At 67.9% G+C, this 23585-nt stretch carries 23 protein-coding genes; 20 read left to right on the top strand and 3 right to left on the bottom strand.

Annotation, left to right across the window (positions count from 1 at the left end):
• Positions 1–71: 71 nt before the first annotated feature.
• On the bottom strand, positions 72–1175 hold the full coding sequence (locus AHIS1636_RS05900) for a diacylglycerol/lipid kinase family protein (RefSeq protein WP_264794880.1): 1104 nt from the start codon (positions 1173–1175) through the stop codon (positions 72–74).
• A gap of 75 nt (positions 1176–1250) precedes the next feature.
• Between AHIS1636_RS05900 and serS the strand changes: the two genes are divergently transcribed.
• Entirely contained in the window at positions 1251–2534 is a 1284-nt protein-coding gene (gene serS / locus AHIS1636_RS05905; protein WP_264794881.1) for a serine--tRNA ligase, read from the top strand.
• 105 nt (positions 2535–2639) lie between these two features.
• Entirely contained in the window at positions 2640–3524 is an 885-nt protein-coding gene (locus tag AHIS1636_RS05910; protein WP_264794882.1) for an HAD family hydrolase, read from the top strand.
• Between the two features lie 38 nt (positions 3525–3562).
• Here AHIS1636_RS05910 and AHIS1636_RS05915 read toward each other — a convergent pair whose 3' ends face one another.
• Positions 3563–4192, bottom strand: coding sequence for a hypothetical protein (locus AHIS1636_RS05915; protein WP_264794883.1), 630 nt, complete (start codon positions 4190–4192; stop codon positions 3563–3565).
• A 136-nt stretch (positions 4193–4328) separates the two neighbouring features.
• A complete protein-coding gene (locus AHIS1636_RS05920; protein ID WP_264794884.1) occupies positions 4329–4898 on the bottom strand; it encodes an inorganic diphosphatase in 570 nt (189 codons plus the stop codon).
• A gap of 190 nt (positions 4899–5088) precedes the next feature.
• On the opposite strand from AHIS1636_RS05920, the gene dacB reads away from it, so the two are divergent.
• The 18 genes from dacB to AHIS1636_RS06010 all read left to right on the top strand — a co-directional run bounded on the left by dacB (position 5089) and on the right by AHIS1636_RS06010 (position 23462).
• Entirely contained in the window at positions 5089–6513 is a 1425-nt protein-coding gene (gene dacB / locus AHIS1636_RS05925; RefSeq protein WP_264794885.1) for a D-alanyl-D-alanine carboxypeptidase/D-alanyl-D-alanine endopeptidase, read from the top strand.
• A 79-nt stretch (positions 6514–6592) separates the two neighbouring features.
• Positions 6593–7756, top strand: a complete 1164-nt coding sequence (locus AHIS1636_RS05930) for an Rv3626c family coenzyme F420 biosynthesis-associated protein (RefSeq protein ID WP_264794886.1) — start codon at positions 6593–6595, stop codon at positions 7754–7756.
• Complete coding sequence (gene tilS / locus AHIS1636_RS05935) at positions 7753–8862, top strand: tRNA lysidine(34) synthetase TilS (protein ID WP_264794887.1); 1110 nt, start codon at positions 7753–7755, stop codon at positions 8860–8862. Before AHIS1636_RS05930 ends, tilS begins: the two co-directional genes overlap by 4 nt.
• A gap of 35 nt (positions 8863–8897) precedes the next feature.
• On the top strand, positions 8898–9449 hold the full coding sequence (gene hpt / locus AHIS1636_RS05940; protein ID WP_264794888.1) for a hypoxanthine phosphoribosyltransferase: 552 nt from the start codon (positions 8898–8900) through the stop codon (positions 9447–9449).
• A 189-nt stretch (positions 9450–9638) separates the two neighbouring features.
• Entirely contained in the window at positions 9639–11711 is a 2073-nt protein-coding gene (ftsH, locus tag AHIS1636_RS05945; RefSeq protein ID WP_264794889.1) for an ATP-dependent zinc metalloprotease FtsH, read from the top strand.
• A gap of 9 nt (positions 11712–11720) precedes the next feature.
• Positions 11721–12329: a GTP cyclohydrolase I FolE gene (gene folE / locus AHIS1636_RS05950; protein WP_264794890.1), complete on the top strand. Its 609-nt coding sequence runs from the start codon at positions 11721–11723 to the stop codon at positions 12327–12329.
• A gap of 31 nt (positions 12330–12360) precedes the next feature.
• Positions 12361–13266 carry a dihydropteroate synthase gene (folP, locus tag AHIS1636_RS05955; RefSeq protein WP_264794891.1) on the top strand — a complete coding sequence of 302 codons (906 nt, stop codon included), beginning with the start codon at positions 12361–12363 and terminating at the stop codon, positions 13264–13266.
• An 11-nt stretch (positions 13267–13277) separates the two neighbouring features.
• A complete protein-coding gene (gene folB / locus AHIS1636_RS05960; protein WP_264794892.1) occupies positions 13278–13658 on the top strand; it encodes a dihydroneopterin aldolase in 381 nt (126 codons plus the stop codon).
• Positions 13655–14149: a 2-amino-4-hydroxy-6-hydroxymethyldihydropteridine diphosphokinase gene (folK, locus tag AHIS1636_RS05965; RefSeq protein ID WP_264794893.1), complete on the top strand. Its 495-nt coding sequence runs from the start codon at positions 13655–13657 to the stop codon at positions 14147–14149. The genes folB and folK overlap by 4 nt, the downstream gene beginning before the upstream one ends.
• 26 nt (positions 14150–14175) lie before the next feature.
• Positions 14176–14673, top strand: coding sequence for a DUF3180 domain-containing protein (locus AHIS1636_RS05970; RefSeq protein WP_264794894.1), 498 nt, complete (start codon positions 14176–14178; stop codon positions 14671–14673).
• Positions 14666–15178, top strand: a complete 513-nt coding sequence (locus AHIS1636_RS05975) for a PH domain-containing protein (RefSeq protein ID WP_264794895.1) — start codon at positions 14666–14668, stop codon at positions 15176–15178. Before AHIS1636_RS05970 ends, AHIS1636_RS05975 begins: the two co-directional genes overlap by 8 nt.
• On the top strand, positions 15175–16794 hold the full coding sequence (locus AHIS1636_RS05980) for a PH domain-containing protein (RefSeq protein ID WP_264794896.1): 1620 nt from the start codon (positions 15175–15177) through the stop codon (positions 16792–16794). Before AHIS1636_RS05975 ends, AHIS1636_RS05980 begins: the two co-directional genes overlap by 4 nt.
• Positions 16781–17698, top strand: coding sequence for a Rossmann-like and DUF2520 domain-containing protein (locus tag AHIS1636_RS05985; protein ID WP_264794897.1), 918 nt, complete (start codon positions 16781–16783; stop codon positions 17696–17698). The genes AHIS1636_RS05980 and AHIS1636_RS05985 overlap by 14 nt, the downstream gene beginning before the upstream one ends.
• Positions 17695–18600: a pantoate--beta-alanine ligase gene (gene panC, locus AHIS1636_RS05990; protein WP_373875788.1), complete on the top strand. Its 906-nt coding sequence runs from the start codon at positions 17695–17697 to the stop codon at positions 18598–18600. Before AHIS1636_RS05985 ends, panC begins: the two co-directional genes overlap by 4 nt.
• 105 nt (positions 18601–18705) lie before the next feature.
• Entirely contained in the window at positions 18706–20160 is a 1455-nt protein-coding gene (lysS, locus tag AHIS1636_RS05995; protein WP_264794918.1) for a lysine--tRNA ligase, read from the top strand.
• 2 nt (positions 20161–20162) lie between these two features.
• Positions 20163–20306 (top strand): hypothetical protein, encoded by a 144-nt coding sequence (locus AHIS1636_RS06000; protein WP_264794898.1) that lies wholly within the window; start codon positions 20163–20165, stop codon positions 20304–20306.
• Positions 20307–20521: 215 nt separating this feature from the next.
• Positions 20522–20854, top strand: coding sequence for a histone-like nucleoid-structuring protein Lsr2 (locus AHIS1636_RS06005; RefSeq protein ID WP_264794899.1), 333 nt, complete (start codon positions 20522–20524; stop codon positions 20852–20854).
• A 106-nt stretch (positions 20855–20960) separates the two neighbouring features.
• Positions 20961–23462 (top strand): ATP-dependent Clp protease ATP-binding subunit, encoded by a 2502-nt coding sequence (locus AHIS1636_RS06010; protein WP_264794900.1) that lies wholly within the window; start codon positions 20961–20963, stop codon positions 23460–23462.
• Positions 23463–23585: the final 123 nt, after the last annotated feature.

Consider the following 23585-nt stretch of genomic DNA (forward strand, 5'->3'; position numbering starts at 1 on the left):
CTTCCGCACCACGCCGGACGGCAGCCCCGGGCCCCTCTTGGGGCGGCCCGGGGCTGCCGCCGTTGGAGGACCTAGAACTCGTCGGCTTCGTACGGGTAGGCGGTCGCCTCGATGGCCTCGAGCGTGCCCGGATGCACCCGCACGGCCAGCGCGCCGGGCTGCACCTCCACGGTGAGCGAAGTGACGTCGCCGGAGAGGTCGCCGTCCAGCTGGGTGCCCATCGGTTCGTGCGCGACGACCCGGACCTTGCGTCCGCGGTGGAATTCGATGACCGGAATCGGAACGCTGTGCCGCAGCAGGGTCTTCGCGGCGATGCGGACCCAGCCGAACGTGTTGCGGGGGCTCATCACCACGATGTCGAGTTCGCCGTCGTCGATATTCGCTTCCGGAATGAAGTCGATGCCGGCGGGCAGCTTGCCGCAGTTGGCGAACAGGATGCTGCGGATGCTCACGGTATGCGCGGGGCCGTCGTCGATGCTGATGCGGACCTTCTTCCGCTTGCCCGGGAGGTTGCGGACCCCCGCTTCCGAGTAGGCGAGCCAGCCGAACTTCCTCTTGAGGTCGTCCTTGGTGTCGGCGAGGACCTGCGCGTCCAGTCCGATGCCCGCGATCACCAGGAACGTGTCCCGGGTGCTGCTCCCGGTCCGCGCGTTCTCCAGGGCGATGGTGGCCATGTCGATGCGCCGGACCTGCCCGTGCAACGCGGTGGCGATGTTGGCCTCCAGGTTGCCCGGGTCCATGCCGAGGTTGCGGGCGAGGAGGTTGCCCGTGCCGAGCGGAACCAGGCCGAACGGGACGTCCGTTCCGGCCAGTTCGCTGGTGACTACCCGGACGGTGCCGTCTCCGCCGCCGGCCAATACGACGTCGGCCCCGGCGTCGAGGGCACGCCGGGTTTGCGAGTGGCCCGGGTCCGCGATGGTCGTTTCGAGGATGAGCGGCTCCGGCCACCCGGCCGCCCGGCAGGCCTCGCCCAGCTTGGCGCGCGCGTCGTCCGCCGAGTTCTTGATTGGATTGAGGATGAAGGCGACCTTCTGCGGGGCGCTGCGGCCGTCCTCCGGCGGCGCGGGAAGCACTTTGGACGAGCGCGGCGCCAGGCGGCGGGCACCCAGCCAGCTGGCGAGAATGACCACTACCGCAATCACGACGACGAGGCCGATCATCCACTGCGTGTCCATGATGCTCCTAGGATAGCGGCCGCAACTGTCCGCCTTGCTCGCCGCCCGGCGGCTGGAGTTCGGTACCCTTAGCAGGTGATCGATGTCAATGAACTCCGCGCCAATCCCGAGGTTTTCCGAGCGTCGCAGCGAGCCCGCGGCGCCGATGAGTCCCTGATCGATGCCATCGTGTCGGCGGATGCGTCCCGGCGCGAAGCCATCACGCGCTACGAATCCCTGCGCGCCGAGCAGAACGCCTTCGGCAAGAGGGTGGCGCAGGCCAAGGGCGAGGAAAAGCAGGCCCTGCTCGCCGAGGTGAAGGAGCTGGCCGCGTCGGTCAAGGCTGCGCAGGCCGATTCCGAGGCCGCGCAGGCAACCCAGGACGCCTTGGTCCGCAGCATTCCGAACGTGGTCGAGGACGGCGTTCCCGCGGGCGGCGAGGACGACTTCGAGGTCATCAAGACGGTAGGGACGCCGCGCGATTTCTCCGGCGACGGCTTCGAGCCGCGGGACCACCTGGAGATCGGCGAGCTGATCGGCGCCATCGACATGGAACGCGGCGCCAAGGTTTCCGGCGCCCGCTTCTATTTCCTGAAGGGCATGGGCGCCCGGCTGGAACTGGCCCTGCTGAACATGGCGATGGACCAGGCCGTGGCCGCAGGCTTCACCCCGATGATCACGCCGACCCTGGTGCGTCCCGAGACGATGCAGGGCACGGGCTTCGATGTGGCGCACGACGCCGAGATCTACCGCCTGGCGGACGACGACCTTTACCTCGTGGGCACCTCCGAGGTCCCGCTGGCCGGCTATCACGCCGACGAGATCCTCGACCTTTCCGGCGGCCCGCTGCGCTACGCCGGCTGGTCCTCCTGCTACCGGCGCGAGGCCGGCTCGCACGGCAAGGACACCCGCGGCATCATCCGCGTCCACCAGTTCAACAAGGTGGAGATGTTCACCTACACCACGGTCGAGGAGGCCGCCAAGGAGCACGAGCGGCTGCTCGCCTGGGAAGAGGAAATGCTCGCCAAGGTCGAGCTGCCCTACCGCGTCATCCACACGGCGGCAGGCGACTTGGGTACCTCCGCCGCCCGCAAGTACGACTGCGAGGCCTGGGTTCCGACGCAGAATGCCTACCGGGAGCTGACCTCGACCTCCAACTGCACCACCTTCCAGGCCCGCCGCCTGAACGTGCGCGAGCGGTTGAGCGGCGAGGAGAAGAAGGGCACCCGTACGGTGGCGACCCTCAACGGCACTTTGGCGACCACGCGCTGGATCGTCGCGATCCTGGAGCACCACCAGAACGCCGACGGTTCGGTCAATGTCCCGGCCGCGCTCCGCCCGTACCTGGGCGGCCTGGAAGTGATCCCGGTCCTCAAGTAAGGCCCTGGCAGGGCGGTTCTGCGGTACAGCCAGGGTTCACCGAGGGTTCACGCAGTGTGAGCCATTCCCTACCCTGCCGTAGGGTGCGTCTGGTTCACTTGATCCATGACAACTACAGCTGATAGAGCGACTGCCGGCAGCGAAGACCGGCAAGCAGAAGGAAACCGCCCCGCCAGGATCCCGACGGAAGAGCGCCGCCTCGTGGCGCTGGACGTGGACGGGACACTGGTGAACCATGACGGGCACATGAGCCCGGCCGTACGCGAGGCCGCGCAGTCCGTGGTGGACGCCGGCCACGAGGTCGTCGTCTCCACCGGCCGGTCGCTTGGCGCCACGCTGCCCATCATCGAGCTGATCGGCCTGACCAAGGGCTACGCCGTGTGCTCGAACGGCGCCGTGACCCTGCGGATCGATGCCGGCCTCGAGGACGGCTACGAGGTGATCGACCGCGTGACCTTCAACCCGGGACCGGCGCTCCGTGCGTTGCGGAGCAAGCTGCCCACGGCAAAGTTCGCGCTGGAAGACGATGAGGGAAGCTTCCTCTCCACGGAGCGCTTCCAGGATCCCAGCTTCGGGGTCGAGGCGGACGGCGTGGACTTCGAAACGATGCTGGAATCCACCGCGGTCCGTGTCGTCGTGTTCAGCACGGAGAATACCCCCGAGGAATTCAAGGAAGCCATCGACGAGGCCGGCCTGCATGGCGTCACTTACTCCGTCGGCTGGACGGCGTGGCTGGACATCGCAGCCAACGGCGTGACCAAGGCCAGCGCCCTGGAGACCCTGCGCCGCAAGCTGGAGATCGACCCCGCCCAGACCGTGGCCATGGGGGACGGCCGGAACGACATCGAGATGCTCGACTGGGCCGCCCGCGCGATCGCCATGGGACAGGCACCCGAGGAGGTCGCCGCCGTCGCCCACGAGGTCACGGGCACCGTGGAAGAGGACGGCGCCGTGCCGGTGCTGCGCAGTCTGCTGTCTGAGTACATCTAGCGCCGCAGCTGCCGCACCGGGCCAGGGCAGTCAGGCTCTCAGCCGTAGGGCAGCGCCGCCGGAGGCAGCGACTTTGGTCCGTAGACCAGGTCCAGCAGGCGGGCGGCGGCCGGGCGGCAGGCCCATTCCTCGGCCCAGTGCGAGCGGACCACGGCCTTGCTGACGGCCTGGGTCGTGATGCCCAGGACTTCGGCGATGAACTTCTGCTGGCCGCGCGCGCCGGGGGTCAGCAGGTCCAGCACCTTCCACTCCGCCTCGGTGCGGGTGGCGACGATCTGGCCGATCAGCCGGAGCACGGCCTCGGCCTCGGCGGCCACCTCGGCGTCGGGTCCCTCGACCGCCAGCGGGACCCGTTCGCCCGTCTTCCGCGCCCGGTCCACCGCGCGCCGCGCGTAGACCAGGCCGAACCCCTCGGCCTCGCCGATTTCTTCGGGCAAGGGCTGGTGGATTTCGCCGACGCCGATCCCGACGTGCCAGCGCCGGTTCCGCAGCGCGATCAGCGCGGCATCGATCGCCGTCTTCGCATCCTCGACGACGCCGATCGCTTCATCCCCTACCGAGCGCTGGAAGGCGATGGCGGCGGGCAGGTGCCGCAGCGCCTTGGTCAGCTCCGGCACAAGGTCGCCGACTTCCCGCGAATCACGCTGGTTGATCGTCAGCACGTACATGCCACCAGTATGACCAACGCTCGGGCCGAATCAACTGATTTCGGTTGTTATCCCGCGTGTGGAGGACAACGGAAGGCGGCCCGGGCGCTATCGGCCCGGACCGCCTTCCGTGTCTGTTGTGCTGTGCGGGGCAGGGCTAGAGCGTGCGGCCCTGGGCCTCGCTGCTGTCCGCGGTTCCGCCGTCCACGTCGCGGCCCTGCGGCTCGTCGGCTGCGGACTCCTCGCCCAGCGCGGCGAAGCGCTTGATGGAAGCCTCGAGCTCGGCCTCCGCGGCGGCGCGGTCGGACCAGCCCTCCGCCTTGACCCACTTGCCCGGCTCCAGGTCCTTGTAGCGGGTGAAGAAGTGCTCGATCTCCTTGACCAGGAATTCCGGCACGTCGGAGAGCTCCTGGATGTGGTCGAAGCGCTTGTCGGCCGGAACGCACAGGACCTTGGCGTCGCCGCCGCCGTCGTCGGTCATGTTGAAGACAGCGATCGGACGGGACTCGACCAGGACGCCCGGCAGGAGGTCGAAGTCCTGCAGCATGACCAGGGCGTCCAGCGGATCCCCATCCTCGCCGAGGGTGTCCTCGAAGTAGCCGTAATGGGTGGGGTACTGCATCGAGGTGAACAGCACCCGGTCCAGCCGCAGGCGGTGGGTCTCGTGGTCGATCTCGTACTTGACGCGCGATCCCTTGGGGATCTCGATCGTCACATCGTGCTGCATGGCAGGCTCCTTGGAATACGGTGGCATTGCTGTAAAGGCGTGGGCGCGGTGGACGGGCCGAGGGGGCCGCGCCGGTCTAGGCTTAACGATATAGCTCCCCAAGCAGCGGTCCGTCATTTGGCCTTGTTCTGCTACGGCGAACCGGTGCGGGGTGCTGCTTTGTCTTGCGGGAAGCCGGGGGAGGGGAACGATGGGCCGTGGGTGGCGTGCGCTGACGTCGCTGCTGCTGGCGGCCGCGTTTGCCGTGCTCGCCGTGCCCCTCGGGTTGAACCTGGCACAGGCCGTCGAATGGCCGGAGGCCGGGCCGCAGCCGGTCATCAGCACGCCGCCCGCCCAGCAGGAGCCGCGCGCGCTCTCCGCGGCGCCGCTCCTCGCAACCGGCCAGCCCGCGGCGCCGGCTGTCGACGCCCAGGCGCTCGGCAAGGCGCTGGACGGGGCGTTGAAGTACGACGGCGAGGGAGACGTGACGGCGATCGTCACCGAGGCGTCCACCGGGAAAGTGGTCTACGACCGCGGGGGCTCCGAACCCCGGATCCCGGCGTCCAACATGAAGCTGCTGACCGCTGCCGCCGCCCTCTCCACGCTGGGGGCGGACGCGCGTTTCAGCACGGAGGTCGTCCGTGGCAGTTCGCCCGGCGCCGTTGTCCTGCGCGGCGGCGGCGACGTCCTGCTCGGCGCGGGGGAATCCCGGCCCGGCGAGGTCCGGGGACGGGCCGGGCTCAAGACCCTGGCCCAGGCGGCTGCGCAGGAAATCGACACAGGTGAATACAGCGGCGCCCTCACGGTTCAGCTGGACGATTCGCTGTTCGCAGGTCCGGCGATCAGCCCGGCGTGGGCGCCCGAGGACGTCCAGGCCGGCGAAATCGGGCCGGTCCACGCCCTGGCCCTCAACGGCGGGCGGGAGCGCGCCGACGGCACGGGCGCGTACGCGGCGGACCCGGCACTGGCCGCCGCGTCCGCCTTCCGGGACGAGCTGGCCGATGCCGTGGCCGGCCGCGGCATCAAGGTGGCCCCGGACGTGGTGCGCGGCCGTGCCGCCGAGGATGCTCCGGTGCTGGCCGCCGTCGACTCCGCGACGGTGGCCGCGCAGGTCAACTACCTGCTGCTGCATTCGGACAACTATGTCGCGGAAGCCATGGCGCGCAACCTGGCACTGGCGAGCGGCAAGCCCGGCTCCTTCGGCGGCGGCACCGAGGCCATCAAGGAGGCGCTGGGCCTGCTCGAGATCCCGATGGACGGGCTGTTGATCACGGACGCCTCCGGCCTTTCGCCCGGGGACCGGGTCTCCGCCGCCCAGATCGCCGCCGTCGTCCGCGAGATGACGAACGGGGAGAACCCGAATCTCCGGGCCGCGCTGGACGGTCTGCCCGTTGCGGGATTGAACGGGACCCTGAGGGAGCGGTTCACCGACGAAGCCGCGGCCGGTGCCGGGCTGGTCAGGGCGAAGACCGGGACGCTCAATGCGGTGTCGTCGCTGGGCGGGTACGCAGTATCCGCGGAAGGGCATATGTTCGTATTCGCCTTCGTGGCCAATGGCCTGCAGGGGCCGGCCGAACCCGCCCGGGAGGCCTTGGACCGCGCCGCGGCCGTCCTGGCTGGCTGCGGCTGCCGCTAAAGATGCCCGCCGGGGAATGGTTCACCGCTGGGCGAACGGCCGGTGACCGCTGCCGCCATCCTGTGATCTGATGGGGTGCATGGAGACTCCTGCGTCCGCACCCGAAAATCCGCCCCGGCTGGTCAACTGGGAGCTGGCTGCTACCACCGCCGCCAAGCTGACGCCTGCGGGCCCGAAACTTTCCACCGCGCAGATCCGGGCCGCCGTCGCCAACCTGCGCGAGCTGGCGGACGTGTCAGTGGAGCACGTGCACCGGATCACCGGGCTGGACGCCGCCCGGGACCTGCGCGACTCCCAGGTACTGGTGGTGGACCGCGCGGAGTGGTCCAAGGCCAACGCCCGCAGCTTCGAGGCACTGCTGCAGCCGGCCCTGGAGGAGCTGGCGCGCAAGAAGCCCGAACAGCTCAAGAGTGCCGCCACCGCCGTCGGCAGCACGCTGACCGGCACGCAGATGGGGGCGATCCTGTCCTTCCTCTCCAGCAAGGTCCTCGGCCAGTACGACCCCTTCTGCGCCCTGCTGCCCGGCGGGCCCGCGGGCGGGCGGCTGCTGCTTGTGGCGCCGAACGTCATCTCCGTGGAGCAGGAACTGAACGTGGAGCCTGCGGACTTCCGGCTCTGGGTCTGCCTGCACGAGCAGACGCACCGGGTGCAGTTCGCCGCGGCGCCGTGGCTGCGCGACCACATGATGCAGCAGATTGGCCAGCTGTCCTCCGGACTGGTCGCCAAGGCGGACACCTTCGCGGAGCGGCTGCAGCAGGCGGCGCGGGCCGTGGTGGCCGGCGGCAAGGACGCGCTGCAGGGGACCAGGAACGACGCCGGCAGTCCGGACAGCGCGGTATTCGCCGGCGGTGCGGGCACCCTCATCGACCTGTTCCAGGATCCCGAGGACAAGGCCGTCTTCTCGCATCTGACCGCCGTCATGAGCCTGCTCGAGGGCCACGCCAACGTGGTGATGGACGCGGTGGATTCCTCGGTCGTGCCCACCGTCAAGACCATCCGGCAGCGCTTCAACGCCCGCAGCAAGAGCAGGGGCGCAGTCGAGAACCTGATCCGCCGGCTGCTCGGGCTGGACGCGAAGGCCCGCCAGTACACGGACGGCGCCAGGTTCGTCCGGGCCGTGGTGGACCAGATCGGCATGGAGGGCTTCAACCAGGTCTGGCAGCGCGAGGAGAATCTGCCGACCGAGGACGAAATCCACAACCCGGACCTCTGGATCAGCCGCATGGACCAAAGCCGCCCATGAGCGGTGCGGCCCCGGAGGCTCTCCCGCGCAGGCCGCGGCTCCACCCGCTGGTCGGCACCGCGCGCAACCACATCCGTTCGGCCCTGGAACTGCTGGGGGCGCAAAAAGCGGAGGCAACGGACCAGGACGGGCGCCCGGCACCGCCGCTGCTGCTCGTCGCGTGCAGCGGCGGTCCCGATTCGCTGGCGCTGGCGGCCGTGGCCGCCTACTTCGCCCGCCCCCTGCGGGACGGCAGGCAGTTGTGGCGGGTGGGCGCCGTCGTCGTTGACCACGGCCTGCAGCCGGGAAGCGCGGACGTCGCCCGCCGGGCCGCCGGCCAGGCGGATGCGCTGGGGCTGGATCCCGTTCTGGTGCGCCGCGTGGAGGTCGACCGGCCCGGCATGGGCCCCGAGGCCGCGGCGCGCACGGCCCGCTACGAGGCCATGGACCGGGCGGCCGAGGAGACCGGCGCGGCGGCCGTACTGCTCGGGCACACCCTCGATGACCAGGCCGAACAGGTGCTGCTCGGCCTCGGCCGCGGCTCGGGCACACGGTCCCTCGCCGGGATGCCCGCCCGCCGCGGCAAGTACCTTCGCCCCTTCCTCGGCCTGCGCCGCCGCGACACCGAGGAACTTTGCGCCGTGGCGGGACTCGAGCCGTGGCACGACCCCACCAACCGGGACCCGAAGTTCCTGCGCTCCCGGGTGCGGACCGAGGTGCTGCCCTTCCTGGAGGACCGGCTGGGTCCCGGCGTCGCCGAGGCGCTCTGGCGGACCGGGCGGATCCTTCGCCAGGACGCCGACTACCTCGAAGAGCTCGCGGAGCGGGAATACCAGCGGCTGCACACCGTCACGGCTGCGGGCATCGAACTGGACCGGGAGGGCCTGGCGGAGCTGCCGGAGGCGATGAAGCAGCGCGTCATAGCCCGTGCCGCAGCCCAGCTCGGCGGGGAGAACCCGAGCTACGAGAGGCTCCTCGCGGCGGAAGCGCTGCTGCGGCGGAAGGGGTCGGCCGGACCGGTGCAGCTGGCCGGGAAAGTCAGCGTCTACCGCAAGGTTCGAGGGGACAAGTTTGCGCAAGACGAGCGCGGCTATGGCAATCTTGTTTTTAGAGCAACTGGCCCCTAGCCAGTGTCACCACATCTTAGTTATGGGAGTATCCGGTGGATTCGAACGACGTCCAGGCTGACCTCAAGCACGTCCTCTACACCAAGGAACAAATCCAGCAGCGCATCGCCGAACTCGCCGCGCAGATCGACAAGGATTATGAGGGCCGCGACCTGCTGATCGTCGGGGTACTCAAGGGCGCGGTAATGGTCATGGCGGACCTGGCGCGCGCCCTGCACAGCCACCTCAAGATGGACTGGATGGCCGTGTCCTCCTACGGCTCCGGCACCCAGTCCTCCGGCGTGGTCCGGATCCTGAAGGACCTGGAGACGGACCTGATGGGCAAGCACGTGCTCATCGTCGAGGACATCATCGATTCCGGCCTGACCCTGTCGTGGCTGAAGACCAACCTCCTCTCGCGCGGCCCGGCGTCGGTGGAAATCTGCACCCTGCTGCGCAAGCCGGATGCCGCCAAGGTCGAGATCGACGTGAAGTACGTCGGCTACGAGATCCCGAATGAGTTCGTGGTCGGCTACGGGCTGGATTTTGCGGAGAAATACCGCAACCTGGACTTCATCGGCACGCTGGCTCCCCACGTCTACGAGTAGGGCCGAAGCGAAGGCCGGCGGGAGCCTTTGAGAACCGCGGCGGGCGAAACGCTGGCAAATGCTTGCTTGTACGCCGAGAGGGAACTATTCTTCCCCGCCGTGCGTGATTTACCTCGGACGGGTGTATGACTAGACGTGTCACACCACGCGCAGAACAGCAGGAGGGACGGGCCCAGTGCCCTTAGTCGCATGAAATTGAAGAACATTTTCAAGGGGCCGATCATCTGGATCGTGCTGGTTCTGGCCATCCTGCTGATCGCCGTACCTAACCTCGCCGGCCCGCAGTCCGAGCGCGTGGACACCAGCGTCGGCCTGCAATTGCTCCGCGAGAACAAGGCGGAGCAGGCACGGATCAACGACGGCGCCCAGAGCGTGGAGCTGACCCTGCGCGACGACTTCGTCCAGGACGACGTCAACAAGGGCCGCAGCATTACCTTCTTCTACAGCACGGACCGCGGTCCGGACATCGTGCAGGCCATCAACGCCTCCAAGGTTGATACCTTCACGGACCAGCCTGTGGAAAACAACTGGTTCATGAGCTTCATCAGCCTGATCCTGCCCATCCTGATCATCGGCCTGATCTTCTGGTTCCTGCTCTCGCGCATGCAGGGCGGCGGCTCCAAGGTGATGCAGTTCGGCAAGTCCAAGGCCAAGCTGATCTCCAAGGACATGCCCCAGGTCACCTTCGCCGATGTAGCCGGCGCGGACGAGGCCGTCGAGGAACTGCACGAGATCAAGGAATTCCTGCAGGAGCCGGGCAAGTTCCAGGCGCTCGGCGCCAAGATCCCCAAGGGCGTGCTGCTGTATGGCCCTCCCGGCACGGGCAAGACCCTGCTGGCCCGCGCCGTTGCGGGCGAGGCCGGCGTGCCGTTCTACTCGATTTCCGGTTCGGACTTCGTCGAGATGTTCGTCGGCGTCGGCGCGTCCCGCGTCCGCGACCTGTTCGAGCAGGCCAAGAGCAACGCCCCCGCCATCATCTTCGTTGACGAGATCGACGCCGTCGGCCGCCACCGCGGCGCCGGCGTCGGCGGCGGCAATGACGAACGCGAGCAGACGCTGAACCAGCTGCTCGTCGAAATGGATGGCTTCGACGTCAAGACCAACGTCATCCTGATCGCCGCCACCAACCGCCCGGACGTCCTGGACCCCGCGCTGCTGCGTCCGGGCCGCTTCGACCGCCAGATCGCCGTGGAGGCGCCGGATCTCGACGGCCGCCACCAGATCCTCCAGGTCCACGCCGCCGGGAAGCCGATGGCTCCGGACGTCGACCTCCGTGCCCTGGCCAAGCGCGCCCCCGGTTTCACCGGCGCGGACCTGGCCAACGTGCTGAACGAGGCCGCCCTGCTGACCGCGCGCTCCAACGCGCAGCTGATCGACGACCGTGCCCTGGACGAGGCGATCGACCGCGTGATGGCCGGCCCGCAGAAGCGCTCCCGCGTCATGAAGGAACACGAGCGGAAGATTACGGCCTACCACGAGGGCGGCCACGCGCTGGTCGCCGCGGCCCTGCGCTACACCGCGCCGGTCACCAAGGTCACCATCCTCCCGCGCGGCCGGGCCCTCGGCTACACGATGGTGGTCCCCGAGGATGACAAGTACTCGGTGACCCGCAACGAGCTGCTGGACCAGCTGGCCTACGCCATGGGCGGCCGCGTCGCGGAGGAGATTGTCTTCCACGACCCGTCCACCGGCGCCTCGAACGACATCGAGAAGGCCACCGGCACGGCCCGCAAGATGGTCACCCAGTACGGCATGAGCGAACGCGTCGGCGCGGTCAAGCTGGGCCAGGGCGGCGGCGAGCCGTTCTTGGGCCGCGATATGTCGCACGAGCGCAATTACTCGGACCACGTCGCCTTCGTGGTGGATGAGGAAGTGCGCCGGCTGATCGACACCGCGCACGACGAGGCCTACGCCGTCCTGACCGAGAACCGCGACGTGCTGGACCGCCTGGCCCTGGCACTGCTGGAACGCGAGACGCTGAACCAGCGCGAGATCGCCGAGGTCTTCGCGGACATCCGCAAGCGTGAGTACCGCGACGTCTGGCTCTCCAAGGAGACCCGCCCCGTCCACGACATCCCGCCGGTGGTGAGCCCGAAGGAACGCGCGGAGGCCGCGGCCCGGCGGAACAGCAATGACGAGGAAGAGGGCCACTCTTCCGTCATCGTGGACCCGGAGCCCGGCGCCCCGCAGCTGCCCGGCGAGAATCCCCCGGTGCCCGGCCCCGGTACTCCGGGCGCGGGACCCGGCGGCCCCACCGGCTAGGATCGATTCGTGACCGAATACGATGACGTTGTTGCCGAGCTGGAAATCGACGCTACGATCGACCTCCAGCGGATCGAGAAGGCCGTCCGCGAGATCCTGATCGCGGTGGGCGAGGATCCGGACCGCGAGGGGCTGCAGGACACTCCGAAGCGGGTCGCCCGGTCCTACGCCGAGATCTTCGCCGGCCTGCACCAGGATCCGGGGGACCTGCTGGCCACCACCTTCGACCTCGACCATGAGGAGATGGTGCTGGTCAAGGACATCCCCTTCTACTCGACGTGCGAGCACCACCTGGTGCCGTTCCACGGCACCGCCCACATTGGCTATATCCCGTCGCATGACGGTAAGGTGACGGGGCTGAGCAAACTGGCCCGGCTGGTGGAGATCTACGCCCGCCGGCCGCAGGTGCAGGAACGGCTCACTACCCAGATCGTGGACGCGCTCGTGGAACACCTCGAGCCCAAGGGCGCCATCGTCGTGATCGAGTGCGAGCACATGTGCATGTCCATGCGTGGAGTGCGCAAGCCCGGAGCCAGGACCGTGACCTCGGCCGTCCGCGGCCAGCTGCGGGAACAGGCCACCCGGGCCGAGGCCATGAGCCTGATCATCGGCCGCTGAGAAGGCCAAGAAACAGAAACGGTAGAGATTGATGGATTCACTCGCTGCAGTCCCCGGAACGGGACCGGCTACTTCCCCCCTGCCCGTGCTTCGCAAGGCCCGCGGCCCCAAGAGCTTCTCGGACCTGCCGACGGACCGCTGCGTGGTCATGGGGATCCTCAATGTCACGCCGGATTCCTTCAGCGACGGCGGCGAATTCGTTGCCGCGGACAAGGCCATCGCCCAGGGCCTCAAGCTGCTCTACGGCGGGGCGGACATCATCGACGTCGGTGGCGAATCCACCCGGCCCGGCTCGCAGCCGGTGTCTCCGGAGGAGGAGCAGGCGCGGATCCTGCCGGTCATCGAGGCCCTCGCGAAGGCCGGAGCCCTCATCAGCGTGGACACCAAGAACGTGGACACCGCGGCCAAGGCCCTGGACGCCGGGGCCGGCATCATCAACGACGTCTCCGGCATGACCTATGACCCGCAGATGCCCGCGCTGATCGCCGAGCGCAAGGTGCCCTACGTGCTTATGCACAGCCGCGGCGAGGCCCGGCATGATGACCCCAAGGCCAAGTATGAGGACGTCGTGGCCGAGGTGCTGGCGGAGCTGACCGAGCTCCGGGACAAGTTCGTGGCGGCCGGAGTGGCGCCCGAGCTGCTGATCCTCGATCCGGGGCTCGGCTTCTCCAAGAACGGCGAGCACAACTGGGCGCTGCTGCGCGCCCTGCCGGAGTTCACCAAGCTGGGCCACAAGGTCCTGGTCGCCGCCTCCCGCAAGCGCTTCCTGGGCAGCCTGCTTTCCGAAGCCGGCAAGGCTGCGGCCCCCGCGGAGCGGGACGACGCCACCGTGGCGATCTCCGCCCTGTCCGCGGCCAACGGCGCCTGGGGCGTGCGCGTGCACGACGCCGGTGCGAGCCTTGACGCGGTCAAGGTCGCGTCCGTCTGGGCCGGGTAAGGGCGGTGCCGATGGCAGCCGGATCGGCCCGCAGGGATATCATCGCGCTCTCCGGAATCACCGCCGTCGGCTACCACGGGGTGTTCGACCATGAACGCCGGGACGGCCAGCCGTTCACCGTGGACGTCGCCCTGCACACGGATATCCGCGCGGCAGCCGCCAGCGACGATCTGGCCGACACGGCCAACTACGGCGCCCTCGCGGAGGGGGTCCAGGCGATCATTACCGGCGAGCCGGTAAACCTGATCGAAACCCTGGCCGAGCGGATCGCTGGCTACGTGCTCGCCGGTTTCGCCGTGGCGGCCGTCGAGGTAACGGTCCATAAGCCCCAGGCCCCTATCGAGGTGCCCTTCGGCGACGTCACCATCACGATCTTCCGGGAGCAGCCATGAGCGTCAAAGCAGTGCTGGCGCTGGGCAGCAACCTCGGCGAACGCAGCGATACCCTCTCCCATGCGGTGGCTGACCTCGTCGATACTCCGCGCGTGCGCCTCTGCGCCGTGTCGCCCGTGGTGCAGACCAAGTCCGTTGGCGGGCCGGCGGACCAGCCGGACTACCTGAACATGGTGATCGAGGTGGAAACGGACCTCGGACCCTGGGAACTGCTGGCGCACTGCCAGGCGGTCGAGAACAAGCACCACCGCACGCGCGAAGTGCGCTGGGGGCCGCGTACGCTGGACGTAGATATCATCACGTACGGGGACCTGACCATGGATGAGCCGACCCTGACCATCCCGCATCCGAGGGCGCACGAGCGGGCATTCGTGCTGCAGCCGTGGGCCTGGATGGACTCGCACGCCACCTTGGCCGGGGTGCCGGTCGGGGAACTGGCCGCGGCTGCCGAAGACCTTGACGGTCTGGCGCCCTTCGAACCGGGACGTTGACAGCGAGCTAAGGGGGCACGGGGATTGTGAGGACCATCAAGTACAGCTGGCTGGCAATCATTGCCCTCTGTGCCGGCGTGCTGGGCTGGCTGGCCAACCTGCTGGCCATCCGGAACGGGCTCCCCGTGCCGGTCCTGCACCTTAGCTCCCTGGCGACGATGGGCGCCGTCGTCCTCTTTACCCTGATCCTCGGCCTGAAGGTGCGCAGCTGGCGCAACGGCAAACGCGAGAAGCCGCTGGACCCGATCCTCGCCGCGCGCACCCTGGTCCTTGCGCAGGCCTGCGCCTATGCCGGTTCCCTGCTGCTCGGCTGGCACGCCGGGATCATGGTGGACCAGCTCGTGCTGCTGTCCTTCCGCCCCGCGTCAGAGGTGTTCCTGCAGGTGCTGGCCATGATGGGCGGCGGCCTGGTCATGGTCGTCGTCGGGCTGGTCGTCGAGCGGTTCTGCAAGCTGCCTCCCGAGGACCCGGAGGCGTCGGAGCGGGAGCGCGGGCGGGCCGAAGGGGAGGGGGAGTATGCGTAGCGAGCCCATCGACCCGGACGGGATCAGCTGGATCCGCGTCTCGCCCAAGTTCATCACCGTGCAGCTGATCGGCTGGGCGGTCGGCACGGTCATTGCCGTCGCGGTGGCCAGCGTGCCGCTGGCGCTCCTGCTGACCGAAGTGTGGCCGGGCTTCCCGGCCTGGCTGGCGTGGACCTTCAGCACAGGAACCCTGCTGGTCAGTCTGTGGATGGGCGTGCTGATCCCGCGCCAGGTACGGTCCATCGGTTACGCCGAGCGGGACGAGGACCTGCTGATCCGCCGCGGCATCTTCTTCCAGCGCGTCATGGTGGTGCCGTACGGCCGGATGCAGTACGTGGACGTCGCCGTCGGCCCGCTGGAGCGCGCCTTCGGCCTCGCCTCGGTGAAGCTGCATACCGCGTCGCCGCAGACCAACGCGGCCATTCCGGGAGTGCCGGCCGCCGAGGCCGCCCGATTGCGCGAGCAGCTATCGGCGCGAGGACAGGCAAGGCTGGCCGGGCTGTGACCGGGCCGCTGGGACCGGGACCCGAGGTCCCGGCGTCGGCCGGTCCCACCCGGGACGTCCCGCTGGTGCCGGACCACGAAGACAGCTGGCACCGGGTCCATCCGATCTCGCCGCTGGTGCGGGGCTGGCTGGCGCTGGCCGCCCTCGCCTACTTCTTCGGGCGCGACTGGTTCGAGTCCATCTTCAGGGGCGAACCGCTCTGGCTGCTCGCCGAGGGCCGCGGCTTCGTGGCCGCCGCCATCCTCCTCGGAGTCCTGCTGCTGCTGGTCGGCGGTTTCCTGACGTCCTGGTGGTTCACGCGCTACCAGGTGACGCAGGAACACGTGCGGGTCAACTCCGGCATCCTGTTCCGCCAGCACCGCCAGGCGAGGCTGGACCGCGTGCAGGCCATCGACGTCATCCAGCCGCTGCTCGGGCGGATCTTCGGGCTGGCGGAACTGAAGTTCGAAGTGGCCGACGCCGGCGAATCGGCCGTGCGGCTGGCCTACCTCCCGCTCGCCTCGGCGCAGCAGCTGCGGGCCACGATTTTGGCCCGGGCTTCCGGGGCGGAGGCCGATCCGGAGCATCCCGACCAGATCCTCGAGGCGCCGGAACACCCGGTGCTGGCGATTCCCGCCCCCCGAGTCGTTGGTGCCGCGCTGCTTTCCGGGTCAACGGTCGCACTTGCCATCATGGTCCTGGTCATCGGCACAGGCCTCTTCGTGGGCCATGCCCTGGACTGGAGCAGCAGCGGCGTGATCCTGTCCGCCCTGGTGCCCGGACTGATCGCCGTGTTCGCCGGCTACTGGAGCGTGTTCTCCACGGCATACAATTTCCGCGCCGCCGTTTCCCCGGATGGCATCCGGCTGCGCTACGGCCTGCTGGAGACGCGGGCGCAGACCGTGCCGCCCGGGCGCGTCCAGGCCGTCGCCGTCACGCAGCCGCTGCTCTGGCGGTTCAAGGACTGGTACCGCATCAAGGTCAACGTGGCCGGGTACGGTGTCAGCGCGGAGAATGCCGGCGCGCGCACCACGCTGCTGCCCGTCGGCAGGCGCGAGGACGTGATGCAGATGCTCGCCCTCGTGCTGCCGGACCCCGGAACCGAGGATCCGTTCGGCGTCTTCGGCGCAGGCCTTGCAGGCAAGGATAACGACGGCGGCTTCGTCACCTCCCCGCGCCGGGTGCGGTGGCTGTCCTTCCTCACCTGGCGGCGCAACGGCTTCGCCGTCACCCGGACGGCACTGCTGGCCCGCTCGGGACGGCTGTGGCGCAGCCTCGCCGTGGTGCCGCATGAACGAACCCAGTCGATGGCCCTGCACCAAGGCCCGCTGGCCCGCCTGCTCAAGGTCGCGGACCTGCAACTGCACACCACCATGGGACCGGTCAGGCCTGTCGTGTACCAGATGGACATCGCGACGGCCCGCCGGCTCTTCGACGAACAGGCCGCGCGGGCGGCGGCCGCACGCCGGCACAGCCTTCCCGAGCGCTGGCTCGAGCACCAGCCTGAAGACCCGGGCGGGCCGGACCATTCAGTGTTCCCGGGGCAGATGGAGCGAGGGGTCCGGCCGGACTCCCCGGACCGGCCGGACCAGCAGGCCGTCGGCCTCGGCGGACAGGAGCAGGATGAACAGCACTAAACCGGGACGACTAGGCATCGGAGTAATCGGCGCCGGCAAGGTCGGCGCCGTCCTCGGGGCTGCCCTGCGCGCCGCGGGGCACGCCGTCGTCGGTGTTTCCGCCGTGTCCGAGGACAGCCGCGAACGGGCGGAACTCCTGCTTCCCGGAGTGCCGGTGCTGGAGATTCCCGACATAGCCGAGCGGGCCGAGCTGGTGCTGCTCGCGGTACCGGACGATGCCCTGCCGGAGCTGGTGGCCGGACTGGCGGAGACCGGCGCCTGGCAGCCGGGCCAGCTGATCGCGCACACCTCGGGCCGCCACGGTGTCGATGTGCTCGCGCCGGCCCGGGCGAAGGGCGCGATCGGCCTGGCCATCCACCCGGCCATGACATTCACCGGCATGAGCCTGGACCTGACCCGGCTCACCGACTGCGCCTTCGGCGTGACCGCTCCGGCCACAATGCTGCCGATCGCGCAGGCCCTGGTCGTGGAGATGGGCGGCGAACCCATCGTGATCGAGGAGCAGGACCGGCCGCTCTACCATGCGGCCCTCGCCCATGCGTCGAACCATCTGGTTACCATTGCCGCGCAGTCGGCGCAGTTGTTGCGCAGCGCCGGTGTGGAACGGCCGGACCGCCTGCTAAGCGCCCTGATGCGGGCTTCCCTCGAGAATGCCCTGGCCGCGGGCGAGGCGGCGTTGACCGGCCCGGTGGCCCGGGGCGACGTCGGCACGGTGCTGGCGCATCGACAGGCGCTGCTCGATTACGAGCTCGAGCACACCGGGACGGACATCCGCCAAACCTACGAAGAGCTGGCCAGGGCCACTGCAAAGCGGGCGCTGGCCCGCGGGCGGCTGAAGGAAGGCCAGGCGGCGCAGATCCTCGACATCCTCAACCCCCAGACCCCTCCGAAGGAAGAAAAGTGACCCGCAGACCGCTCCTGGCCCGCACCTATGCCGAACTGAATGCCGCCAGTGCAGAGCTGCTGGGCAGGGCAGCGGCATCCCACCACGCCGGGCACACGAGCCTGGGACTGGTCCCGACCATGGGGGCGCTGCACGAGGGCCACGCCGCCCTGGTGAGGAGCGCGCGCGAGGCGAACGACGTCGTCGTTGTTTCCATCTTCGTGAACCCCCTCCAGTTCGGCGAGGCCGCGGACCTGGAGCGCTACCCGCGGAACCTGGAGGCCGACCTGGACCTGCTGGCCGCCTGCGGAGCGGACGTCGCGTTCGCTCCTTCGTCGGAGGAGGTGTACCCCGGTGGCGAGCCGATGGTGCGGATCTCTTCGGGAGCGCTGGGTGCCAAATTCGAGGGCGCCTCCCGGCCGGGACATTTCGACGGCGCCCTCACCGTGGTCGCCAAACTGCTGCACTACGGACTGCCTCCGGTGCCCGCGGACTACCGGGCGTACTTCGGTCAGAAGGACGCCCAGCAGCTGGCCCTGGTCCGCAGGATGGCCGCGGACCTGGACTTCCCCGTGGAGATCGTCGGCGTGCCGACGGTGCGGGATGCCGACGGGCTGGCACTCTCCAGCCGCAACCGGTTCCTCGCTCCCGAGCAGCGCACCGCGGCTCTCGTGCTCTACCGCAGCCTGAGCTATCTGCAGGAGCAGGCGGACCGCCACGAGCCTCTCGACCTGGAGGGCGCGTTGGCGATGATCCGCTCGGTCCGGCAGGTCGACCTGGACTATCTTGAGGTCGTCGACCCGGACAGCCTCGAGCCGCTGGCCTTCAACTGCCAGGACACGCCGTTCACCGGTGAAGCGCTGGCCTTGATCGCCGCGCGGGTCGGCGACGTGCGGCTGATCGACAACGTCAGACTGGGCTGACCGGCCCAAATAGGACGCTGCCAAACACACCCGGTACCCTTAAGTACCGTGACCACACATAACCCCCCCACCCCTTCCGCGGAGCCAACCGACGTTTCCGAGCAGATGCGCGTGCGCATGGACAAGCGCGCCAAGCTGGTTCAGGACGGGGCGGACCCCTATCCCGTCGGCGTGGAGCGGACCCACTCGCTGAGCGAAATCCGGGAGAAGCACGGTCACCTCGAGGCTGACGAAACCACCGGCGACATCGTCGGCGTGGCCGGACGCGTGGTCTTCGTGCGCAACACCGGCAAGCTCTGCTTCGCGACGCTGCAGGAGGGCAATGGCACCCGGCTGCAGGCGATGCTGTCCCTGGCGAATGTGGGCGAGGAACAACTGGCCGCGTGGAAGCACCTGGTGGACCTGGGCGACCACGTCTTCATCCGCGGCGAGGTCATCTCTTCCAAGCGCGGCGAGCTTTCCGTCATGGCCGAATCCTGGTCCATGGTCTCGAAGGCGCTGCGGCCGATGCCCGTGCTGCACGCGGACCTGAATGAGGAGACCCGGGTCCGCCAGCGCTACCTGGACCTCATGGTCCGCGACGAGGCGCGCGAGATGGTCTACACCCGGGCGTCGGTGATCCGGTCGATCCGCGACACGCTGCATAGCCGCGGCTACGTCGAAGTCGAGACGCCGATACTGCAGCTCGTGCACGGCGGTGCCGCCGCGCGCCCGTTCGAGACGCACCTGAATGCCTTCGACCAGAAAATGACGCTGCGCATCGCCACGGAGCTTTACCTGAAGCGCGCCGTGGTCGGCGGCATCGACCGGGTATTCGAGATTGGCCGGATCTTCCGCAATGAAGGTGTTGATTCCACCCACAGCCCGGAATTCACCACGCTGGAAAGCTACGAAGCATATGCCGACCAATTCGTCATGGCCGATCGCATGAAGGAAATGATGCTCAATGTGGCGGACGAACTCGGCACACGGATCATCGAAACCGAGAACGGGACGATTGACCTGAACGGCGAATGGAAGTGGCTCGGAGTTTATCCGGGTCTCTCCGAAGCTGTCGGAATTGAAATCACGCCGGAAACCAGCGGTGCAGTGCTTCGGGAAATAGCCCGGAAGCACGGCCTGAAGACGGAGCCCCAGTGGGACCGGCAGAAGCTGGTTATTGAACTGTTCGGGGAAATCGTCGAACCGCAGCTGATCCAGCCGACCTTCGTTTACGATTACCCGCCGGCAGCCCAGCCGCTGGCCCGCGCGCACCGGAGCGAGCCGGGACTGATCGAGGCCTGGGACCTGATCATTGGCGGAATGGAACGCGGAACGGCCTTCAGCGAGCTGATCGACCCCGTCGTCCAGCGGGAGCGGCTTACCGAGCAATCGCGCAAGGCTGCGTCCGGCGACCATGAGGCCATGCAGCTGGATGAGGACTTTTTGCGGGCGCTCGAGTACGGTGCGCCGCCGATGGGCGGCATCGGCCTGGGAATCGACCGGCTGGTCATGTTGTTTACGCAGACAGGGATCCGGGAGACGATCCTCTTCCCGCTGCTGAAACCTGAATTGGGATAACGATGGAATACCTATGGGTGCTGGCCCCCTCCACCGGCGTGGGCCTTATTTTCTACTTTGCCATGAAGGCAGTCTTCAACGCGGACCGGAAAGAACGCGAAGCGCTGGCCGAGGCCGAGCGTGAAGCCGCGGGCGGAGCCGAATAGGGCAATAATCGGCATTTGGATTATGGGGTTGGCATTCAAGCCGGCCCCTTAATCCGTTAACTGGCCCTGCCGCAGGTTCGCTGGTTCCGGTTACGCCTCGGCTGAATCCACAAAGCCATGCCGTATGTTGCGCCCAATTGCCCGATTAGGCAATAATCAAATTGGTTTGGGGAAACCAGGGGGATTTTAGAAAGCTCACAATTAAAGGAGCCACCGTGGCGCAGGAAGTAAAAGTAATTCTCGTTGACGACCTCGAAGGCGGGACTGCGGATGAAACGGTGCGTTTCTCCCTGGACGGCAACAATTTCGAAATCGATCTTTCCACCGAACATGCACAGCAGCTCCGGGACGCGCTGCAGCCGTTTGTCTCAAAGGCGCGCAAGGCGCAGCCCCGTGGCGGTGCCAAGCTGAAGGCCGTCTCGTCCAGCCGCACCCAGGACGCCTCCGCCGTCCGGGCCTGGGCCCGGGAGAACGGGTACACCGTCAGTGACCGCGGCCGCGTGCAGTCGGAAATCCTCGAAGCCTACCGCCGCGCACACGGAGGCTGAGCGGAACGTCACTCTTTAGCCGCGCATTATCCCTTCGGCGAACAGGCATCCCAATCGGAGGATCGGCACGTAGCATCAAAGTACGCAGTAGCTAGGAGTGTGCGAGATGTTTGAGAGATTTACCGACCGTGCCCGTCGCGTTGTCGTGCTGGCTCAAGAAGAAGCCCGCATGCTCAACCACAATTACATCGGGACCGAACACATCCTCCTCGGGCTCATTCACGAGGGCGAGGGTGTGGCGGCAAAGGCGCTGGAATTCCTCGGCGTCTCGCTGAACGGCGTCCGCGAGCAGGTTCAGGAGATTATTGGCCAGGGCCAGCAGGCTCCGAGCGGCCATATCCCGTTCACGCCGCGTGCCAAGAAAGTCCTGGAGCTCTCGCTGCGGGAAGCCCTGCAGCTTGGCCACAACTACATCGGCACCGAGCACATCCTGCTCGGCCTCATCCGTGAGGGCGAGGGCGTTGCCACCCAGGTCCTGGTCAAGCTCGGCGCGGACCTGAACCGCGTGCGGCAGCAGGTCATCCAGTTGCTCTCCGGCTATCAGGGCAAGGAGCCCGTGTCGGCCGGCGGCCAGCAGCAGGAAGGCGCCCCGGCCGGTTCCGTGGTGCTCGACCAGTTCGGCCGCAACCTGACGCAGGCGGCCCGGGAATCCAAGCTGGATCCGGTGATTGGCCGCGAGCATGAGATGGAACGCGTCATGCAGGTCCTCTCGCGCCGTACCAAGAACAACCCCGTCCTGATCGGCGAGCCGGGCGTCGGCAAGACCGCCGTCGTCGAAGGCCTGGCACAGGCCATCGTGCGGGGCGACGTCCCGGAGACCATCCGGGACAAGCAGCTCTACACACTGGACCTGGGCTCCCTGGTCGCCGGCTCGCGCTACCGCGGTGATTTCGAGGAGCGGCTGAAGAAGGTCCTCAAGGAGATCCGTACCCGCGGGGATATCATCCTCTTCATCGACGAGATCCACACCCTCGTTGGAGCGGGCGCGGCCGAAGGCGCCATCGATGCCGCGTCGATCCTCAAGCCGATGCTCGCGCGCGGGGAACTGCAGACCATCGGTGCCACCACGCTGGATGAGTACCGCAAGCACATCGAGAAGGACGCGGCCCTCGAGCGGCGGTTCCAGCCGATCCAGGTCAACGAGCCCTCGGTGGACCACGCCGTGCAGATCCTCAAGGGCCTGCGCGACCGTTATGAGGCGCACCACCGGGTATCCATTACCGACGGCGCCCTGGATGCCGCGGCCCATCTGGCGCACCGCTACATCTCGGACCGTTTCCTGCCGGACAAGGCGATCGACCTGATCGACGAGGCCGGTGCCCGCCTGCGCATCCGCCGGATGACCGCGCCGCCGGAGCTGAAGGAAATCGATGAGAAGATCTCCGAGTTGAAGAAGCAGAAGGAATCTGCCATCGATGCACAGGACTTCGAAGGCGCCGCTTCCCTGCGCGACAAGGAAAGCAAGCTGCAGAACGAGCGCGCAGCGAAGGAGCGTGCCTGGAAGTCCGGCGACCTGGATGAGATCGCCGAGGTTGACGAGGACCTGATCGCGGAGGTGCTGGCCAACTCCACCGGCATCCCGGTCTTCAAGCTGACAGAGGAAGAGTCCAGCCGCCTGATGCACATGGAGGCCGAACTCCACAAGCGCGTCATTGGCCAGGACGAGGCCATCAAGGCAATCTCGCAGGCCATCCGCCGCACCCGCGCCGGCCTGAAGGACCCGAACCGCCCGTCCGGTTCCTTCATCTTCGCCGGTCCGACCGGTGTCGGAAAGACGGAGTTGGCAAAGGCCCTGGCAGAGTTCCTCTTCGGCGAAGAGGACGCCCTGATCACACTGGACATGTCCGAGTACTCCGAGAAGCACACCGTTTCCCGGCTGTTCGGCGCGCCTCCCGGTTATGTCGGCTACGAAGAAGGCGGCCAGCTGACCGAAAAGGTCCGTCGCCGTCCCTTCTCGGTCGTGCTGTTCGACGAGGTTGAGAAAGCCCATGCGGATCTGTTCAATTCACTGCTGCAGATCCTCGAGGACGGCCGCCTGACGGACAGCCAGGGCCGGGTCGTTGACTTCAAGAACACCGTCATCATCATGACGACCAACCTTGGTACCCGCGACATCTCCAAGGGCGTCATGACCGGCTTCCAGTCCGGCACGGATACGAAGACCGGCTATGAGCGGATGCGGGCCCGGGTCCAGGATGAGCTGAAGCAGCACTTCCGCCCCGAGTTCCTCAACCGCGTGGACGACACGGTGGTGTTCCCGCAGCTGACCGAGGAAGAGATCGTCCAGATCGTCGACCTGTTCGTTACCCGTCTGCAGAAGCGCCTGGCGGAGAAGAACATGAAGATCGAACTGACACCCGCCGCCAAGGTCCTGCTGGCCAACCGCGGCTACGATCCCACGATGGGTGCCCGTCCGCTGCGCCGGACCATCCAGCGGGAGGTCGAGGACCAGCTCTCGGAGAAGATTCTGTTCGGCGAGATCCAGCCGGGCGAAGTTATCCATGTGGATGTCGGCGGTGAGGGTGACGGCGCAAAGCTGGTCTTCAGCAGCACCGGTGCCCCCAAGGCCATCGAAGAAGCTCCGGAGACGCCTGCTCTGTCCCAGTAAGAATCATCTGGCTATTGCGTCAGCGAGGGCCCCGCCATATCGGCGGGGCCCTCGCTGCTTTTTGGGGTGGTTTTGGGGGTGTGGTGTGCGGGTTTGCGGTTTAGTGTGGGGGCGTGTAATGTT

Source organism: Arthrobacter mangrovi (assembly GCF_026011795.1).
Lineage (GTDB): Bacteria > Actinomycetota > Actinomycetes > Actinomycetales > Micrococcaceae > Crystallibacter > Crystallibacter mangrovi.

What these genes read in the sequence shown, in the direction of transcription:
- AHIS1636_RS05900 (WP_264794880.1), bottom strand. Translation starts at nt 1,175, where the DNA reads ATGGACACGCAGTGGATGATCGGCCTCGTCGTCGTGATTGCGGTAGTG.
- AHIS1636_RS05910 (WP_264794882.1), top strand. Translation starts at nt 2,640, where the DNA reads ATGACAACTACAGCTGATAGAGCGACTGCCGGCAGCGAAGACCGGCAA.
- AHIS1636_RS05915 (WP_264794883.1), bottom strand. Translation starts at nt 4,192, where the DNA reads ATGTACGTGCTGACGATCAACCAGCGTGATTCGCGGGAAGTCGGCGAC.
- AHIS1636_RS05920 (WP_264794884.1), bottom strand. Translation starts at nt 4,898, where the DNA reads ATGCAGCACGATGTGACGATCGAGATCCCCAAGGGATCGCGCGTCAAG.
- dacB (WP_264794885.1), top strand. Translation starts at nt 5,089, where the DNA reads ATGGGCCGTGGGTGGCGTGCGCTGACGTCGCTGCTGCTGGCGGCCGCG.
- AHIS1636_RS05930 (WP_264794886.1), top strand. Translation starts at nt 6,593, where the DNA reads ATGGAGACTCCTGCGTCCGCACCCGAAAATCCGCCCCGGCTGGTCAAC.
- tilS (WP_264794887.1), top strand. Translation starts at nt 7,753, where the DNA reads ATGAGCGGTGCGGCCCCGGAGGCTCTCCCGCGCAGGCCGCGGCTCCAC.
- ftsH (WP_264794889.1), top strand. Translation starts at nt 9,639, where the DNA reads ATGAAATTGAAGAACATTTTCAAGGGGCCGATCATCTGGATCGTGCTG.
- folP (WP_264794891.1), top strand. Translation starts at nt 12,361, where the DNA reads ATGGATTCACTCGCTGCAGTCCCCGGAACGGGACCGGCTACTTCCCCC.
- folB (WP_264794892.1), top strand. Translation starts at nt 13,278, where the DNA reads ATGGCAGCCGGATCGGCCCGCAGGGATATCATCGCGCTCTCCGGAATC.
- folK (WP_264794893.1), top strand. Translation starts at nt 13,655, where the DNA reads ATGAGCGTCAAAGCAGTGCTGGCGCTGGGCAGCAACCTCGGCGAACGC.
- AHIS1636_RS05975 (WP_264794895.1), top strand. Translation starts at nt 14,666, where the DNA reads ATGCGTAGCGAGCCCATCGACCCGGACGGGATCAGCTGGATCCGCGTC.
- AHIS1636_RS05985 (WP_264794897.1), top strand. Translation starts at nt 16,781, where the DNA reads ATGAACAGCACTAAACCGGGACGACTAGGCATCGGAGTAATCGGCGCC.
- lysS (WP_264794918.1), top strand. Translation starts at nt 18,706, where the DNA reads ATGCGCGTGCGCATGGACAAGCGCGCCAAGCTGGTTCAGGACGGGGCG.
- AHIS1636_RS06000 (WP_264794898.1), top strand. Translation starts at nt 20,163, where the DNA reads ATGGAATACCTATGGGTGCTGGCCCCCTCCACCGGCGTGGGCCTTATT.
- AHIS1636_RS06010 (WP_264794900.1), top strand. Translation starts at nt 20,961, where the DNA reads ATGTTTGAGAGATTTACCGACCGTGCCCGTCGCGTTGTCGTGCTGGCT.